This window comes from Kitasatospora sp. NPDC091207, assembly GCF_044768625.1.
GTDB lineage: Bacteria > Actinomycetota > Actinomycetes > Streptomycetales > Streptomycetaceae > Kitasatospora.
The window spans coordinates 1-15,388 of record NZ_JBIVVS010000028.1 but is presented as its reverse complement, the minus strand read 5'-3'; the positions used below and the strand labels follow the sequence as shown (position 1 = coordinate 15,388).

General features: G+C 72.4%; 17 protein-coding genes and 1 tRNA gene. 4 read left to right on the top strand and 14 right to left on the bottom strand.

Annotated elements, in window-relative coordinates; all coding sequences use genetic code 11:
- Positions 1-29: 29 nt before the first annotated feature.
- Genes ACIQTO_RS32280 through ACIQTO_RS32260 form a run of 5 tightly spaced genes read right to left on the bottom strand, consistent with a single transcriptional unit; the run spans position 30 to position 3,472 of the window.
- A complete protein-coding gene (locus ACIQTO_RS32280) occupies positions 30-1,196 on the bottom strand; it encodes a hypothetical protein (protein WP_402395624.1) in 1,167 nt (388 codons plus the stop codon).
- On the bottom strand, positions 1,193-1,489 hold the full coding sequence (locus ACIQTO_RS32275) for a DNA-binding protein (protein ID WP_402395621.1): 297 nt from the start codon (positions 1,487-1,489) through the stop codon (positions 1,193-1,195). The genes ACIQTO_RS32280 and ACIQTO_RS32275 overlap by 4 nt, the downstream gene beginning before the upstream one ends.
- A gap of 20 nt (positions 1,490-1,509) precedes the next feature.
- A complete protein-coding gene (locus tag ACIQTO_RS32270) occupies positions 1,510-2,292 on the bottom strand; it encodes a hypothetical protein (RefSeq protein ID WP_402395618.1) in 783 nt (260 codons plus the stop codon).
- Positions 2,283-2,606: a hypothetical protein gene (locus tag ACIQTO_RS32265; RefSeq protein WP_402395615.1), complete on the bottom strand. Its 324-nt coding sequence runs from the start codon at positions 2,604-2,606 to the stop codon at positions 2,283-2,285. Before ACIQTO_RS32265 ends, ACIQTO_RS32270 begins: the two co-directional genes overlap by 10 nt.
- Positions 2,603-3,472: a hypothetical protein gene (locus tag ACIQTO_RS32260; RefSeq protein ID WP_402395613.1), complete on the bottom strand. Its 870-nt coding sequence runs from the start codon at positions 3,470-3,472 to the stop codon at positions 2,603-2,605. The genes ACIQTO_RS32265 and ACIQTO_RS32260 overlap by 4 nt, the downstream gene beginning before the upstream one ends.
- Positions 3,473-3,811: 339 nt before the next feature.
- On the opposite strand from ACIQTO_RS32260, the gene ACIQTO_RS32255 reads away from it, so the two are divergent.
- On the top strand, positions 3,812-4,444 hold the full coding sequence (locus tag ACIQTO_RS32255) for a Crp/Fnr family transcriptional regulator (protein ID WP_402395611.1): 633 nt from the start codon (positions 3,812-3,814) through the stop codon (positions 4,442-4,444).
- Between the two features lie 42 nt (positions 4,445-4,486).
- Here the strand turns inward: ACIQTO_RS32255 and ACIQTO_RS32250 are convergent, their stop codons facing one another.
- Positions 4,487-4,945 (bottom strand): hypothetical protein, encoded by a 459-nt coding sequence (locus ACIQTO_RS32250; protein WP_402395608.1) that lies wholly within the window; start codon positions 4,943-4,945, stop codon positions 4,487-4,489.
- Between the two features lie 200 nt (positions 4,946-5,145).
- Here ACIQTO_RS32250 and ACIQTO_RS32245 point away from each other — a divergent pair, with 200 nt between their 5' ends.
- Entirely contained in the window at positions 5,146-6,363 is a 1,218-nt protein-coding gene (locus ACIQTO_RS32245) for a hypothetical protein (RefSeq protein WP_402395606.1), read from the top strand.
- A gap of 190 nt (positions 6,364-6,553) precedes the next feature.
- Positions 6,554-7,054, top strand: coding sequence for a hypothetical protein (locus ACIQTO_RS32240; protein ID WP_402395604.1), 501 nt, complete (start codon positions 6,554-6,556; stop codon positions 7,052-7,054).
- A gap of 68 nt (positions 7,055-7,122) precedes the next feature.
- On the opposite strand, the gene ACIQTO_RS32235 is transcribed toward ACIQTO_RS32240, so the two are convergent.
- From ACIQTO_RS32235 to ACIQTO_RS32225, 3 genes are all read right to left on the bottom strand, one after another.
- Positions 7,123-8,442, bottom strand: coding sequence for an aminotransferase class V-fold PLP-dependent enzyme (locus tag ACIQTO_RS32235; RefSeq protein ID WP_402395602.1), 1,320 nt, complete (start codon positions 8,440-8,442; stop codon positions 7,123-7,125).
- A gap of 93 nt (positions 8,443-8,535) precedes the next feature.
- Complete coding sequence (locus ACIQTO_RS32230; protein ID WP_402395600.1) at positions 8,536-8,970, bottom strand: hypothetical protein; 435 nt, start codon at positions 8,968-8,970, stop codon at positions 8,536-8,538.
- 87 nt (positions 8,971-9,057) lie between these two features.
- Positions 9,058-9,321: a Clp protease N-terminal domain-containing protein gene (locus ACIQTO_RS32225; RefSeq protein ID WP_402395598.1), complete on the bottom strand. Its 264-nt coding sequence runs from the start codon at positions 9,319-9,321 to the stop codon at positions 9,058-9,060.
- A gap of 1,051 nt (positions 9,322-10,372) precedes the next feature.
- Between ACIQTO_RS32225 and ACIQTO_RS32220 the strand changes: the two genes are divergently transcribed.
- Positions 10,373-11,023 carry an HAD family acid phosphatase gene (locus ACIQTO_RS32220; protein WP_402395595.1) on the top strand — a complete coding sequence of 217 codons (651 nt, stop codon included), beginning with the start codon at positions 10,373-10,375 and terminating at the stop codon, positions 11,021-11,023.
- Positions 11,024-11,118: 95 nt separating this feature from the next.
- On the opposite strand, the gene ACIQTO_RS32215 is transcribed toward ACIQTO_RS32220, so the two are convergent.
- The 5 genes from ACIQTO_RS32215 to ACIQTO_RS32195 form a co-directional block, all read right to left on the bottom strand.
- Positions 11,119-11,192 (bottom strand) — tRNA-Ile (locus tag ACIQTO_RS32215).
- A gap of 100 nt (positions 11,193-11,292) precedes the next feature.
- A complete protein-coding gene (locus tag ACIQTO_RS32210; RefSeq protein WP_402395593.1) occupies positions 11,293-12,132 on the bottom strand; it encodes a bifunctional 5,10-methylenetetrahydrofolate dehydrogenase/5,10-methenyltetrahydrofolate cyclohydrolase in 840 nt (279 codons plus the stop codon).
- Positions 12,129-12,749 carry a cyclodeaminase/cyclohydrolase family protein gene (locus ACIQTO_RS32205; protein ID WP_402395590.1) on the bottom strand — a complete coding sequence of 207 codons (621 nt, stop codon included), beginning with the start codon at positions 12,747-12,749 and terminating at the stop codon, positions 12,129-12,131. The genes ACIQTO_RS32210 and ACIQTO_RS32205 overlap by 4 nt, the downstream gene beginning before the upstream one ends.
- A 245-nt stretch (positions 12,750-12,994) precedes the next feature.
- Positions 12,995-13,597, bottom strand: a complete 603-nt coding sequence (locus tag ACIQTO_RS32200) for an isochorismatase family protein (protein WP_402395587.1) — start codon at positions 13,595-13,597, stop codon at positions 12,995-12,997.
- 184 nt (positions 13,598-13,781) lie between these two features.
- Positions 13,782-14,765, bottom strand: a complete 984-nt coding sequence (locus ACIQTO_RS32195; RefSeq protein WP_402395584.1) for a GlxA family transcriptional regulator — start codon at positions 14,763-14,765, stop codon at positions 13,782-13,784.
- Between the last annotated feature and the right edge of the window lie 623 nt (positions 14,766-15,388).

Sequence of the window (15,388 nt, the reverse complement as noted above, 5' to 3'; positions counted from 1 at the left end):
GGCCGGCAGGCCGACCCGCCCCGGTGCGGTCAGGTCAGGAGGGCGCGGGCCCGGTGGTCCCAGATCCCCACCTTGGTCATCGCGTCGCCGAGCTGGTGCACGGCGGTCGCGATGTCGTTCGCCGGGCCGCGCAGCTCGCGGTGCATCGCGATCATCACGTCCACCACGGTCCGGAAGAGGGCGAGCGTCTGCGCGCCCTCGCGGGCCGCCCCGGAGATGCCGACGAGCTGGGACAGGAAGCCGTGGTCGTCCGTGCTCCACAGGGTCGGCGGGATCTTCTCGTACAGGTCCAGCGCGGCATGGATGCTGGAGTCGAGCTGGGTCATCCGGTCCGTGAACCGGCAGGCGGTCGCCTTCAGTTCGGCGGCCGGCTCGCCCATCGCGGTCGCCAGCCGCCTGGTGACGGCGAGCTGGGCGCTCATCGGGCTGCCGTCCCGGGCGACGCGCTGCATGTCGGGGCCGAACTTCTCCGCCAGCTCGGCGATGTTCGTGATCAGCGAGGTCATCGCGGTGAGGTCCTCGGCCATCGCCTCCATGCCCGGTTCGAGCTCCGCGAACCGCTCCAGCAGCCCGGGAGCGTCCTCCTCGGCGCCGTCCCTCCCGGAGCCCGTCCCGTGCGCCGTCTCCTCGGTGGTGGCGGGCAGGCCGCGCAGGATCCGGGCCGGGGTGAGGGGGGTGAATCCTTCGTGCAGGGCCCGGGCGAGCGTTTCGGCGAGCTCGTCCCTGGCCTCGATGAGGCCGCTGCGGGTTCGTTCGAACTTGATCGTGCGGATCGGGGCGATGTCGAACGGCAGCCGGTCGAACTCCCCGAGATGGACGACCGGCCGGCCGGTGGTGTGCCGGAGACCGAGTTCGTACATGACGTTGGGGTTGCCGCCGCTCACGTCGGCGATGACCAGCTCCGACTCCAGCAGCCGTCGGCAGATCTGTTCGGTGATCTCACCGGTGTGCGAGATCTGGTCGGCCCGTACGGGTTCGAGGCCGACGAGGGAGCAGGCCGGGTGGATGACCTTCTCGAACACCTGCAGGGCGCTCTCGTACGCCTGGCGGGCGGGCGAGCCGACGCTCGCGTGGCGGTCGCCGATGGGGCCGATGACGAAGCAGCTCCGGCGTTCCTCCGGCTGCCCCCCGACGGGCGGGGGGAACGGGGCCGCCGGCTGGGGCAGGTCCCGGGCGTACGGCAGCGTGGCGGTCATGCGAAGTCCTCCGGTTGCAGCAGATCGAGGGTGAACGGGTCGCGTTCCTGCCGTGCGGCGTACTCGGCACCGGTGAGGAGGTCGACGGCCTGCACGGGGCGCGGCTCGATTCCGAGTGCGCGCAGCAGGCCGGTGGTCGGCACCCGGTAGCACCAGCCGACCCGCAGCACCGGGCAGGGGAAGGAGTTGAGGGCGATCAGGCGGTATGCCGTCCCCAGACAGATGTCGAACGCCCGGGCGGCGGTGCGCAGGTCGACGGCCAGCGGGAGGCCGAAGACCTCGGGGAACGTCATCGTCGTACCGTCCCGGCGAGTCATCGGCGGACCTCCGCCGGCCGCACCGACAGGGTGCCGAGCCGGGGCCCGGGTTTCGGCCTCCGGGCCTGGTGGACGACCTCGCGCAGGCCGAGGCGTTCGGCCAGGGCTCCCAGCCGGACACCTTCGACGCTCTCCCGCGAGGCGATGAAGCGCAGGGGTGCGGCCAAGCCGTCCGGGCGGTCCGGTGGCGTGACGGACAGCTCCCAGGCCAGCTCCTCCGCGGGGTCCGGGAAGGACTGCCGGATGTCCGCGAGCTGATCGATGTCGCGTACGCCCCGTTCACGGAGGGCGGGGCGGACCAGCGCCCAGCAGTGCCGCACGGCGGAGCCCACCAGCGGGGCGTCGGGCTTCGGGTGGTCCGGGTCCGTCCCGTCGAGCTGCTCCAGCAGGCCGAGGACCGCCGCGGACTCCAACTCGGCCCGTTCCAGGCCGAACTCCCACCCCAGCCGGCGCACCGTCGAGCGCAGCCGGGGAACGGCGAGCCAGAGCAGGACCAGTCGCCAGCCGGACACCGGACCGCCCGCGGGGGCGTCGGCACCGCCGGATTCCTGTCGGGCGAGCCGGACGGCGCACCGCCAGATCGCACGGTTCGTGTCGGCGTCGCGGTCACGGCCGTAGAGACGCTGCCACGCCTCGGTGGGGGAGAGCCGGAGCGGCTCCTCGTCCTCCGGGCCGGGAAGGACGAGGTGCGCCGGGTTCGGCTGCGACGCGCCGGTCACCTGGCGGTGGATGACCGCGAACACGCCGCTGACGGAAGGGACGAGGGGGACTATCGCCATCGGTCGGTACCTCCTCGGGGGTCGGGCGGGGAGGCCGGCCGGTCCGGCGGACCGGCCAACCTCAGGAGCTGGGTGCGCAGCCCGAGGACGAAGTCGTCCAGTACGAGGGCGAGCCGGCGCGCGGTGTGGGAGAACGGGCTGTCGCACGCGTGCCGGGAGCGGCATTCGTGCAGGGACTGGAAGGTGATGTTGATAGTGGTGTTGACGGCCTCGTTCACCGCCATGCCCTGGTGAACGATCTGGGTCAGCCGGCGGCCGGTGCCGTCCGGGCCGGGGGAGGGGGAATCCGGGCTGCCGGCTGGAGCATGTGTCACCGGCTCCGCTCCGACTGGTTCGCCACCACGGGGAACGAGAGGGTGACGTCGCCGGAGACGTGGTGCGCCACGGCCACGCCCTGGTACACCTGCTGGGCGGTGCCGGCCCCCTGCCCCGGCCAGGGCTCGTACTGGTGGCCGGAAGGGCCGCCGGCTTGCGGTGCCGCGGGTGTCCGGCCTTCGGACGGGGCGCTGGACGTGGGCGCGTCCGCGGGGACGGTGAGCAGACCGGCCGACGGCACGGGGATGTGGATCCAGGCCGGAGCTCGGAAGACCTTGCCCGTCACGGTGGCCACCACGCCGACGAACCGGGCGGGGTGCAGCCTGCAGTACCTGGAGACCACGACGTCCTGGTACACGCGGTCGGAGACGATCGCCGCCAGGAAGGTGACGTTCGGGTCCGCCACCTCCATGGCCCGCTTGAGCACGTCGGCGTCGACCAGCCGGTGGGCCTCGTTGCGGGCCGTCCCGTTGCCGTCGCCCGGCCCCCCTTCGGCCGGGAGAGGGCCGCGGGTGACGGCGACGCGCATCCGCACCGGTGCGCCGCCGGGGGCGGCGTTGTGGTGGGCGAGGGCCCTCTCCAGCTCGGGGAGGAACCGGTCCAGCAGACCCGTCAGGTGGTCCGACGAGCACCCGAACACCAGCCCGTCGCCGGTGTCGCGGAAGAACAACTTGTTGTCCCGGACCGCTTCGAGGCCGGCCCGGGAGAGGGCCTCGTCGGTCAGTCGGCCGGTCAGCGCGCTGAGCTCGGCCTGGTCCGCTCCGGGGCGCTGGGTGAATGCCTCCTGATCCAGTACCACCACGGTGAGGTCGAGGGGCGGGCGACTTCCCGTGAGGGTGTCGCGGCTGGGGGTGGAGTCGGTCATCGAACCTCCTGGGGCGTGCTGCTCTGGCCGGCTGTCGGTTGTCGCGCCGGTCCCTGTCCTGCTGCCCTACAGCGTCGGCCCGGGGAAGGGCTCGCGGTTATGCCGTTGGCGCTATGGGCGGGGCGCGAGTGGTGGTACGTGTACGCGGTAGGAGGTGTGCCGCCCGGGGAGAAAAGTTCGGAAGAATAGCAGCAAGGCGGACGGGAAGGCCGAAACCGGTGACAACACCCTTGAAATCAGCGAGAGATGACGACCCATGTCCTACCGTTGCCTGCCATGGTCAACAGTTCAGATGGACAGCGATGGGGCCTTGGCCGGGGCAGTACCTTCCGGGACCTGATGGGTGACGGCCGCTGGGTGGGGACGATCGGCGGGTGGGAGCGAGAGGTGATCAATCCGGGCGAGACGCTGATCCAACAGGGTGCCTTCTCGGACAAGGTCTACGCGGTGGAAGGCGGTGTGCTCAGGGTCGAGCGCCTGGAGGCCGACGGGGCGGTGGGGGTGGAGGCGTTCCGCTCCCGGGGTGACCTCATCGGGGAGGCGCCGGTGCTGGACCCCACTGCGCCCAGGGCGGCCCAGGTCATCGCGCACACCCGGTGCCTGGTGGCGGTTGCGCAAGCCGGGTGCTTCGACCAGTTCCTCTCCGGTGCGCAGGCCGAGCGCCTGCTGACCCAGTACCTCTGGGGCCGCAACCTGGAGACGCAGATGGTGCAGGGGCTCGGCGATCCGGAGGTCCGCCTGGCCGCGTTGGTGCGGCCGCTGGTCCGCCACCAGCAGCGACTGAGTGCGGGGCGGGCCAGCCAGGTCGTGCTGAGGGTCAGCCGCAACCAGCTGGCCCAGGGGCTGCGGATGGGCCACCGCAGGGCCGGGAGGCTGCTGAACGGCCTCTCCATCGGACGGTTCTACAGCAAGGGGCTGCTGACGGTCGATCTGGACCGCTGGGCGAGGTGCGTGGCCCGGATCGGCACCTGATCCGCGGGCGCTGACGGGTGCGGCCGGGGCCGGCCGCACCCGTCAGCCCGAGGCGATGACCGCGGCGCAGGCCTCGAATCCGTGGTGCCACGCCTGGTCCATCAGGTAGGCCCCGTTCATTCCGCGATCGGCGAGGTCGACGAAGCGGCCTCCCCTGGTGGCGTGCGCCAGGCGGTGCAGCAGCCTGCGACGGTCGGCGGCGTAGTGGCTGGCGGCGGAGAGGGCGAGCGCCGTCGCGAGGCGGGAGGGGCGCAGCCCGAGCCCGAGCGTCCGGTTACCGAGCAGGAGCACGGCGGCCTGAGCCGCGGTGTAGGAGGCCACGTGGGCCGCGCAGGCGCGGTGCCCGGCCGCCCCCGACTGCCCGGGGGAGTCGTCGTGCTGGGCCTTGGTGCCGGCCTGGTGGTCGGTCTGGATCCAGTGGTCGGCCACGTCGGCCGCTGCCCGCATCAGGGCGTAGACGGCGGCGAAGCGGGCAGCGCGGGAGAGGTCGTTCAAGGGCACGAGAACTCCAGGTGGTATCGCGGGCGCAGGGGCCCGTAATGGAACGAGAGGGGAGCGAAGACGAGGACGGTGGAACGTCGCGACCGGTGTTCGACCACCGGTCCGGGGGGGCTTGATCAACAGGGAGTCGCCGCACCGGCGCGGCCGGCCGGCGTCTCGGACCGGCGCGTCCGGCGTTCGGGCAGGTGTGTGGCCACGACATGGAGTCGCCACGGAAGGGGAGCGGCGCGGTGGTACCTCGGCCGGGAGGCGAGACGGACAAGTTCGGCAACCGCTACGAGGGAGCCTGGACGGTCAGGCACGCCCTGTACGTGCTCCTGGGCATGGGGACCTCGCTCACCCTGGAGCCGAGCGCCCGCACGGTGGGCGACGGCGTGGAGTTCGTCTACCGGGCGGGTGCTCGGATCGAGGTGCACCAGGTCAAACGGCAGAACCGTCATGCGAACAGCTGGAATGTGGCCTCCCTCCGGGACAAGGACATCTGGAAGCACCTGCGCGACCACGTCGACGCGGGCCGCGACTACCACTTCGTCTCCCTCGTGCCCGCCCGCCCGATCGAGGAGCTGGCCGACCGGGCCCGTCGTGCGGACAGCCTCGCCTCCTTCGAGGCCGAGTGGTTGACGGGTGAGCTGCAAGGCCCCTTCGACGCCCTGGCCGCACCCGATGTCTACGGGTCACGCGCGACGGCATGGCGCCTGTTGCGAGGGCTGTGGGTGGGGTGGCACAACGAACGGGACATCGTCACCATCAACACGGCCCTGGCCGGACAGGTCCTGGCCGGAGCGCCGGGCCGGCTTGCGGCACTGGCCCTCGGCGACCTCCTGTTGAACAACCTCGGGACCACGCTCGACGCGCCGGCCATGACCGCCGGGTTGGCCGAGTACGGTCTGCGGCGGGCCGGCCGGCTGGACGGCGAGGCGGTGAGGGACGAGGTGAGCGGCGCGACCAACCGATGGGCGGCGAGCGACGGACGTGCCCTGCTTCGGCCCACCATCGCCCGCGAGGAGGCCGATCGGCTGGTGGAGTCGGTCACGACGGGCACGAAGCGGCTCACCCTCCTCACCGGCGCGGCGGGAGGTGGCAAGACCGCCGTGCTGTACCAGGCCTTCGCCGCGCTCGACACCCGGGCGAGCCCCGTCCTCGCCTTCCGTCTCGACCGGCTGGATCCCTTCGCCTCGACGCATGAGCTGGGCCGGCGGATCGGCCTGTCCGTCTCCCCGGTCAGCGCCCGGGGTGCGGTGGCGGCCGGGAGGCCCTGCGTCCTGATCGTGGACCAGCTCGACGCTGTCAGCCTCGCGTCAGGACGGATCCCGGACACCTTCGACGCGGTGGCCGACCTGGTGGGCGAGGCGGCGGCCTATCCCGCGATGCGCATCGTCCTCGTCTGTCGCGCGTTCGATGCTGCGGCTTCCTCCTGACGGGAGGCTCTCGCCCTGGCACGAGTTCACCCTGCTGTCGGCCCTTCCTGAGGAGCGGCTCTCCGCGGGGGCCGAGCGTCGGCTCGGGGAACTTCGCAGACGTCACCACGGCCTGCGGGAACCGGACGCGCCACCGGGCATGACGAGCGGGTTCCTCGGTCCGCCCATCCCGTCGGAATCGGCGCGGCACATGACCGACGACCAGTGGCTGAGCGCCATGAGGAAGCACAGCCGGGACCACACCGACTGGGTGACCTTCACGGGCGGTGCCCTGGAACAGTCGCACGTGCTGCACAGCATGACGACGGCGGACCCGGTCAGGTTCGCCCGTCTCGCCCTGCGGATGGACACCGGTACGCACCCTGCCTACGGAGCTCCGCTGCTCCGCGGGTTGGGTGACGCGCAGACCCAGGATGACGCGGAGGCCGTGTTCGCGGCGGTTCGCCATCTCGCGGGTGCGGGGAAGCCGGAGCATGACCGCTGGCTGGGGTGGTCGCTGCGGAAGTACCTCGGCTGCGTGCCGCTCGATCTGCTGCAGACGCTTCTGCACCGCGCGCTCGGCGCGGACCCCGGCCAGGTGGCCGATGACGAGGAGGACAAGGAGGGCGAGGAGGACGAGGTCGATGCGGAGCGCGACCTGCTCACCGCAGGGATCCCAGCTGCTGCTCCTGGGGTCCTACGGGGTGGCTGAAGCCGTCGGGACCGCCGACCGGGACTGAGGAACCCCCGCAGCCGGGGCGGCCGGGCCGGGTGGCCCGGTCAGGTTCGGCTGATCGTCGCCACCGCGTGGACGGCCCGGTCCACCTCCTGCGGGTCGGTCACCAGGCTGGGGCCGAGGCGGACCAGGGCGCCGCCGTACGGGGTGACGTCGGCGAGGACGCGGTGCTCGGACTCCAGGCGGGTGACGACCTGGCGGGGCGTCCGGTCGGTGACGGAGAAGCACACGATGCCGCAGGAGAGCGCGTCGTCACGGGGGGTGGCGACATGGACGCCGGGGATCGCGGCGAGTCCGTCCTTGAGCTGCCGGGCCTGCGAGCGGATGCGGCGCGCGATCCGCTCCCGGCCGATGGCGGTGTGGAAGGCGAACGCCTCCGGGAGGGCCCAGCGGTGCTCGAAGGTGTGGAATCCCCCCGGGGTGGCCATCAGGCCGGGGTCGACCACCGGCGGCGGCTCCTCGCGGATCCAGCCGAAGCTCGGGATGATCGGCTGCACCAGGGGCCAGGCGTCCTCGCGTCCCCAGAGGATCCCGGTACCGCGCGGCCCGTACAGCCACTTGTGGGTGCCGGCGGCGAAGAAGTCGCAGCCGAGGTCCGCGACCACGGTGTCGGTCGCGCCGAGGCCGTGGACGCCGTCCACGCAGACGATGAGGCGATCGGCCGCGTCCCGGCGGGCGTTGATCGCGGCCACCGCGTCGGTGATCATCCGAATCGGGAGCATGACGCCGGTGCCGGAGTGGACCCAGGTCAGCGCGAGGACCCTGGTGCGCGGGGTCACGGCAGCCAGCAGCCGCGTCGTCAACTGGTCGGCCGAGACGGCGGCCGGGTCCTCGTAGAGGCTCACCCGGCGCACCGCGGCGCCGGTCAGCAGCGCGCGCTGGCGCAGTGCCTCGTAGGTGGAGTGGAAGTCGTGCCGGGTGGTGAGGATCTCGTCCCCCGGCCTGAGCCGCAGTCCCTGGTACAGGACGGCGAGCCCCATGGTGGTGCTGTCGGTCAGCGCCACCTCCAGGGGGCGGACACCGAGGTAGTCGGCGGCGGCCGTGCGGACGGCCAGTTCGCGGTCCGCGTTCTCCCGGTGGTAGCGGCTCGGATCCTCGTCCAGTCTGCTCCGGTGTGTCGCGATGGCTTCGCGCACGCCGGCCGGGTGGGCGGCGAACGTGAAGGCCGCGAACTGCGCGTAGCCGCGGGAGAGCCGGAACTGGTCGCGGACGGAGTGCCAGTCTCCCGGGGTGAAGCCGCGGGGGCCGTCCGGTGTCCCGGGCGGTGCCGGGCTCGCGGCGGCCGCCGGGCCGGCGGCGAGCGGGGCCAGGGCGCCCCCCGCGAGGCCGGAGAGGATGAGTCGGCGGTCGATGAGCGGGTTCATGTCTCCTGCGCCTGATCGCGTGGCCGGGGGGGGCGGGGTGGGTGGGCGTGCCCGGGGCGCGTCGGCACGACAGGCCGACGCGCCCCGGACGACTCAGCAGAGCAGCAGCTCGCGCCCGGGCGCGGCCGACCGGGAGGGCGTCAGACCCGGCTGGGCCAGGCTCGTCGCGATCTCGGCGGGTGCGATGCAGCCCTGCTGGGCGGCCCAGGCCCAGTAACCGTTCCAGAGGCCGCAGCGCCAGTCGTTGCCACTGGGGTCGCTGTAGGTCTTGCCGTCCTTGGCCGGGGTGCACTCCGGCATGGAGGAGCACTCGTAGACCACCGAGCCGATCCGGCACCAGGACGTCCCGAGCAGCCCCGTGACACCTTCCTGGACCGAGGGACCGACCGTGGGTGCCTGAACGGCGGCGACCTTCGCCGACGGGGCTTCGGGGGCGGCCGCGGCGGCGACCCCCTGGACGGCGAACAGGGCCACCACGGCCAGCGCGAAGGCCACCAGAACGGAGCGGATGGATCGAGATCCTGACACGATTTGTCCTTTCCCGATGAGCGGTTGACGTGCGTGAGGCGTTGCCGCACGCCGGCCCGGTGGTCGTGCCCGCCGTTTCGCCGTCGGCTATTCGGGCGGGAACACCACGTCCCGGGTCGGCGTGTTGTAGCCGGGCGAGGACAGGAGGTCATGGAGGGCGGCCGTCACCTGCTCAGGGGGGACGAAATCCGTCAGGACCTGGGTGGGCACCGCCCGCGGGTCTGCCAGGATCGCCAGGAACAGATGCTCGACTCCGACGTATTCGTGACCGAGTTCGGATGCGATCCGGGCGGCTTCGTCAAGAATCGTGAGATAGCGCGGTGTAGCCGTTGGTACGTGGTCGTCCGCCATGGTGCCTCGATACCTCGTGCGTGGGACCACCGGGGTGGCGGGCCCGACTCAGAGCATCGTAGTAAGAAATCCGGAAAAGGCGGAAGAGATCTCTTCGCGCCAGGGTGGCCGAATGCCCTTACCCGGACCGACAGTTCGTGTCGAGTCCGTATGAACTCGGGCAAGAGCCTTGTGGGGGAAGGTGGTTGGGCAGATCGGGTGACAGTGGACCGGCTCTTCCGGGCGCGGCGGAGTGCGGGAATTCGGGGGAGCCGGGGGAGCGGCGTTCCGGCCGGCCGGAACGCCGGATTCGCACGGAAGGACATCGGGTGTCCGGGAATTCCGGGATGCGGTGGAAATGTATTCCCCGTCGGACCGGTGAGACTTCGACGGCGGGGAGGGCGGCGCCCTGCGCTCGTGCGAGGGATGATCACGTTCACGAACCGCCGTGTGCCCCGGAGTTTCGCCGAGGGCCGGGCCGACCCGGAATGCGGCGGTCGAGGGGGGTGTTCGACGTGCCCGACCGGATCGGCACGCTCCGAGGGGCGGCGTGCGCGAAGTGCCGGGTGTTCCCGGGCGAAGTGCGCACGGGAGGGGGCGTGGCAGCCTCGGCCCGATTCCGTCCCGGGGCCGGTTCTCCGGTCGCGGAGCCGTGCGCGGGTGGCGGGCGGGGCGGCGCGCACACTCCGCCCTCGGGCCGGCGAAGGCCTGCCCCTTGCTGTTCGCCCGCTCGCCGACTGTTTGTTACTCCCGGGTATTGGCGCGCGCCGTTGACTGCAGTACGTTCTCGCCCAGTGGGCCGCGCCCGCCGCCCGCGCACCCGCTGCCGGACGGTCGGTCGATCCGCCCGGAGGCGGACCCTGCCGACGCGTCACCTGGCATGACCGTGACATGAAGCCCCGGGGTCCCGGGGGAGGGGCGGCTGCCGCGGACCGCTGTTCGAGAAGGGTCGTCGTTCCGCCCGTGTCGTCGTCGCGGCTCGTGCCGTCCACCGCCCCACCCGCCACCTCGACCGACAGACCAACAGACCAACAGACCAACAGACCAACAGATGAAAGGCCACATCGCCGATATGAGAATCAAGGCACGGCTCGCCGCCGCCGCGGTCCTGACGGCCGCGATCACCACCGGTCTCGCCACCCCCGCGATCGCGGCCCCGGTGGCCCCGGCGGCGGCCCCGAAGGCCGCCGCGGCTCCGGCGCAGGCGCCTGCCGCCGCCTCCGCGAGCAGCGGCACGGTGACCGAGGCCCAGTGGCTGGCCGACGTGACCGCCGCGATCGCGCCGGCCCGCGCGTACGTCGAGCAGCGCACGGCCGAGCAGACGAACGAGAAGCGCGCGATCGTCTTCGACATCGACAACACGACGCTCGCGACGCACTTCCACCCGTTCGCGATGTCGGGCATCAAGCCGGTGGTGGAGCTGGCCCAGTACGCCCGCGCGCGGGGGGTCGCGATCATCTTCGTCACCGCGCGGGTCGACTTCATCGCCCCGATCACCCGGCACAGCCTGACCGAGGCCGGCTACACCGTGGACGAGCTGCACGGGCGTGACCTGTGCGACCTCTTCAAGCCGGTCCAGCAGTACAAGACGGACGAGCGGGTCAAGGTCGAGAACGAGGGCTACACGATCATCGCGAGCGTCGGCAACAACTGGACCGACCTGGACGGCGGCCACGCCGAGCGGACCTTCAAGCTGCCGGACTACAACGGTCTGCTCTCCTGACCGACGCCGTCGGGGTGGCCCGCCGCGCCCGGGGCCGTCCGCTTCGCCGGTACCCACGAAAGAACCCCCGGACAGAAGTCCGGGGGTTCCAGCGGTGGGCCTAACAGGACTTGAACCTGTGGCCTCTTCCTTATCAGGGAAGCGCTCTAACCGTCTGAGCTATAGGCCCGCGCTGCCCGCCAAGATTAGCAGAGCACCGGCGGTGCCCGAGCCCACCCGGTCGCGGGCCCCCGCCCGGTCCGCCGGCCGGCCCCCGCGGCAGGGGGTGATCAGCCTTCGGCCGCCCGCACGGTGTGCCGCAGCAGCAGAGCGGTGGTGACCGGGCCGACGCCGCCCGGCACCGGGGTCAGCGCGCCGGCGGTCCCGGCGACGGCCGGGTCGACGTCGCCGGCCAGTCCGCCGTCCTCGGTCGGGTTGGTGCCCACGTCGATCACGGTCGCGCCGGGGCGGACGTGCGCGGGCGTGATCAGGGCGGTCCGGCCGACGGCGGCGACCAGGACGTCGGCGGTGCCGGTCAGCGCGGCCAGGTCGGTGGTGCGGGAGTGGCAGACCGTCACGGTGGCGTTCCGGTCCAGCAGCAGGTGCGCGGCGGGCTTGCCGACCACGGTGGAACGGCCGACCACCACGACGTGCCTGCCCTGGAGCTCGACCTGGTAGTGGTCGAGGAGGGTCAGTACGGCCTCGGCGGTGGCCGGGGCGAAGGCGGGCAGGCCGGCGGCCAGGCGGCCGAGCGAGAGCGGACTGGCACCGTCCACGTCCTTGGCCGGGACGATCGCGCCGGCCAGGTCCTCCAGCCGGGCGCCGCCGGGCAACGGCGTCTGAAGCATCAGACCGTGCACGCCCTCGTCGGCGGAGAGCCGCTCCAGGGCGGCGGTGATCTCGGCACCGGAGGCCTCGGCGCCGAGGTCGACGATGTCGCAGTCGATGCCGACCTTCCCGGCGGCCTTGGCGATCGAGCGGACGTACCAGGCGCTGGCCTCGTCGTCGGTCGCGGTCACCACGGCGAGCCGGGGGGTGCGGCCCAGCCGGGTGAGCGCGGCGGCGCGCTCGGCGACGTCGCCGCGGATCCGGGCGGCGACCGGGCCGCCGGCGAGCAGGAGCGCGGTCACCGGGCGATCTCCTTACGCACCGCACCCGTGACGGCCTCGGCCGCGGCGGCGATCCGGTCGACATCGGCGGTGGCGGCCAGCAGTTCGGCGCGCACCGCCTCGTCCTCGATCCCGCCGAGGTTGACCTCGACATTGATCCGGGCGGTGGTGGCGGCGGCGCGGGCCGCCTCGGTGGCGGCCGCGACGTCGGTGAGGACGTTGCGGTTGCCGATCGGCGCCAGTTCCTCGCCGAGCGCGACCAGGCGGCGGGCGACCGCGATGGTGGCGGCCGGCGGCCGGGCCGCGCCGACCAGGGCGCGGACGATGGCGGCGGAGCGGGCCGCCCGCTCCTCGTCGGAGGCCCGGGGCAGCCGGTAGGCGTCGGTGACCGCGGTGAAAGCGGCGGCGTCCTCCTCGGCCAGTCGCAGCGCGGCGGCGGCCAGTTCCTCGGTCTCGGTGAGGATCCGGGTGATCGTGTGCTGGGACTCGGCGTACCGCTCGCCGGTGCTGTAGCGGGCCACCATGCTCAGCAGGGCGGCGCTCTGCGCCGCGTGCAGCGCGGCACTCGCGCCACCACCCGGCGCGGGCACCCGGGCACCCAGCTGTCGCAGGAACTCACCGATCGTCAGGTCGCGCATCGTCTCCCCCAGGGAGTCGGCTGTCTGTCGTGGGGAGGGCGGGTACGCGCGACGCTGCGGGCAGTGCCCCGGGCGCGATTCTACGCACCGGGGCGGGTCCCCCTGCGTCCGGCGGCGACGGCCTCGGCCGGTGGGCGGCGGCCCCGTTGGCGATCGTGACCCGTCGGATCGGAACCGCCGGGGCCGCCCCCACGTCTCGGGCGCGTTGGACGCTCGGACGGCCAGGCGGTCAGACCGTGAGGCGGTCAGACCGTGAGGTGGTCGACGGTGGGGACCACGATGCCGAAGAGATCGGTGATGGTGGTGAGACTCGCCCGCTGAAGGTCGGCGGCGGGCACGGTGCCACCGTCGGGCCCGGCCAGTGACCGGGTGGCGGTCGCTTCGGCGACGACGGTGGGCCGGTAGCCGAGGTTGAAGGCCCCCTGGGCGGTGAAGGTGACGCACATGTGGGTCATGAACCCGGCCAGCACCAGATCGGACCCGGCGCCCAGCTCGCGCAGCGTCTTCTCCAGATCGGTGCGGTGGAAGGCGTCGGGGAACTGCTTGACGACGACCGGTTCGCCGTCGATCGGTGCCACCTCGGGGCTGATCGCCCCGATCTCGGCGCGGACGTCGTACGGGGTGCCCTCGCCGCCGTCGTTGACGACGTGGACGACCGGCGTGCCCGCCGCGCGGGCGGTGGCGAGCAGGCGGGCGCCGGCGGCCAGGGCGGGTTCGGCGTCCTCCAGGGCCATGACGCCGCCGCGGTAGGTGTTCTGGAAATCGATCATGATCAGGGTGCTCTCGCCGAGGCGGGGCGGCGTGTTGTCGAGGCCGATGACGTGACGCAGGGTCGTGGAGACGTGCATGGGTGAGAGGTGTCCTTTCGGGCGGGTGACAGATGACGGGGGGAGCGGTCAGGAAGGGCCGGCAGCCGAGGACAGCTGTTGGGGGCCTGCCGGGAAACGGGCATGGCGGGGCCGCCGTGGTGACGCCTCACGCGTCGAAGGGGCCGGGGAACCGGGGAGTCGGGGAGTCGGGGAGCCGGGGCGGTCAGGACGTGGTGCGGAACCGGCGGCGGTAGGAGGCCGGGGTGGTGTTGATCTGCTTGCGGAAGGCGCGGTGCAGTGTTTCCACCGAGCCCATCCCGGCGGCCGCCGCGATCTGCTCCAGCGGTTGGTCAGTGGTCTCCAACAGGCGGCGGGCCGCCTCGACCCGGGCGGCCTCCACGTAGGCGGCCGGGCTGGTGCCGGTCTCCTGGCGGAAGACCCGGGCGAAATGGCGCTCGCTCAGGCACATGCGCCCGGCGAGTGCGGCCGCCGACAGGTCCTCGTCGAGGTGCTCGGTGATGAACACCCGCAACTCGTCGATGTCCCTGCGGGCCGGGGCGGGCCGGCTCAGTGGCACGCTGAACTGGCTCTGGCCGCCCTGCCGCCGCAGATACATCACCAGCTGCCGGGCCACGGCCAGGGCCAGGTCCTCGCCGTGGTCCTCGGCGACCAGCGCGAGGGCCAGATCCATGCAGGTGCTGATCCCCGCGCCGGTCCACACCCGGCCCGAGCGGACGAAGATCGGGTCGGCGTCGACCCTCACCTCGGGGTGGTCCGCCGCGAGCTGGGCCGCGGTCGACCAGTGCGTGGTCGCCCGCCGCCCGTCCAGCAGCCCGGCGGCCGCGAGCAGGTGCGCTCCCACGCACACCGAGGCGATCCGGCGGGCGTGCGGCGCCGTCTCCTTCACCCACTCCACGACGGTGTCGTCGACCCGGGCCACCGGACCGTCCGGCCGCAGGTCCACCGCGCCGGGCACCAGCAGGGTGTCCACCGCGGTCCCCACCTCGGCGAAGGTGAGGTCGGCCAGCAGGCGGACCCCGGCCGAGGTGACGACTGCGCCGGCCTCGGGGCCGGCCAGGCGGACCTGGTAGCCCGCCCGGCCGTCGGTCTCCCGGTTGGCGAGCGCGAAGACCTCGGCCGGGCCGGTGACGTCGAGCAGGTCGACCTCGGGGAAGACCGCGATGACGACACGGTGCGGAGTGGGCATGACGTCATCGTCCCGGCAGTGCCCGGATGACTGCAATGACGGCGATCTGTCACATCCGGCCATGGGAGCGGCCGGCCCCGGTGGTTCCGGAACGCCCACGGGCGGCGAGCACCGCTCGGAACCGGGCCGGCCTGGGCGTTTGCCTCTGCCAGCAGGGGCGGGTAGTGTTTCGTAGTCGCTCGCCTGGGAGCACCGGACACGCAAGAGCGCGGACGGTCCCGTAGCGGCCAATCCTCTCGATCACCACCCCTCTTCTCGGCTGAGTCGTACCTCGGTGCGCCTACGCTCGAATTGTTGTGCGTGTTTAAGTCGATTGCGGTCGGATTCGCTTTGTGAAGCGCGGTTCGGCTAGAGTTCACCTTGTTGGAGAGGTCTTCGGACTGAAATTCGACAAAGCCTCCTGAGAGCCGGAAGCGCGAAAGACACCGCAGAGCGATCTGCTAGGGTCGGAAACGCCGAAAGGCCGAAGGAAAGCAGATCGGATGAACGAGGCGCCGGAAACGGTGCGGAAAACATCTGGTAGGCTGGAAACACGAAAGAACGAAGCGCCCGGAGGGCCCGCTGGAAGGCGGTCCGAAGGAAGTGTCCGTTCCTTGAGAACTCAACAGCGTGCCAAAAGTCAA

Excerpts from the sequence above, each read along its gene's own strand:
- ACIQTO_RS32195 (WP_402395584.1), bottom strand. The coding sequence starts at position 14,765 with ATGCCCACTCCGCACCGTGTCGTCATCGCGGTCTTCCCCGAGGTCGAC.
- ACIQTO_RS32280 (WP_402395624.1), bottom strand. The coding sequence starts at position 1,196 with ATGACCGCCACGCTGCCGTACGCCCGGGACCTGCCCCAGCCGGCGGCC.
- ACIQTO_RS32205 (WP_402395590.1), bottom strand. The coding sequence starts at position 12,749 with ATGCGCGACCTGACGATCGGTGAGTTCCTGCGACAGCTGGGTGCCCGG.
- ACIQTO_RS32235 (WP_402395602.1), bottom strand. The coding sequence starts at position 8,442 with ATGAACCCGCTCATCGACCGCCGACTCATCCTCTCCGGCCTCGCGGGG.
- ACIQTO_RS32275 (WP_402395621.1), bottom strand. The coding sequence starts at position 1,489 with ATGACGTTCCCCGAGGTCTTCGGCCTCCCGCTGGCCGTCGACCTGCGC.
- ACIQTO_RS32200 (WP_402395587.1), bottom strand. The coding sequence starts at position 13,597 with ATGCACGTCTCCACGACCCTGCGTCACGTCATCGGCCTCGACAACACG.
- ACIQTO_RS32225 (WP_402395598.1), bottom strand. The coding sequence starts at position 9,321 with ATGGCGGACGACCACGTACCAACGGCTACACCGCGCTATCTCACGATT.
- ACIQTO_RS32245 (WP_402395606.1), top strand. The coding sequence starts at position 5,146 with ATGGAGTCGCCACGGAAGGGGAGCGGCGCGGTGGTACCTCGGCCGGGA.
- ACIQTO_RS32255 (WP_402395611.1), top strand. The coding sequence starts at position 3,812 with ATGGGTGACGGCCGCTGGGTGGGGACGATCGGCGGGTGGGAGCGAGAG.
- ACIQTO_RS32260 (WP_402395613.1), bottom strand. The coding sequence starts at position 3,472 with ATGACCGACTCCACCCCCAGCCGCGACACCCTCACGGGAAGTCGCCCG.
- ACIQTO_RS32220 (WP_402395595.1), top strand. The coding sequence starts at position 10,373 with ATGAGAATCAAGGCACGGCTCGCCGCCGCCGCGGTCCTGACGGCCGCG.
- ACIQTO_RS32270 (WP_402395618.1), bottom strand. The coding sequence starts at position 2,292 with ATGGCGATAGTCCCCCTCGTCCCTTCCGTCAGCGGCGTGTTCGCGGTC.
- ACIQTO_RS32240 (WP_402395604.1), top strand. The coding sequence starts at position 6,554 with ATGACCGACGACCAGTGGCTGAGCGCCATGAGGAAGCACAGCCGGGAC.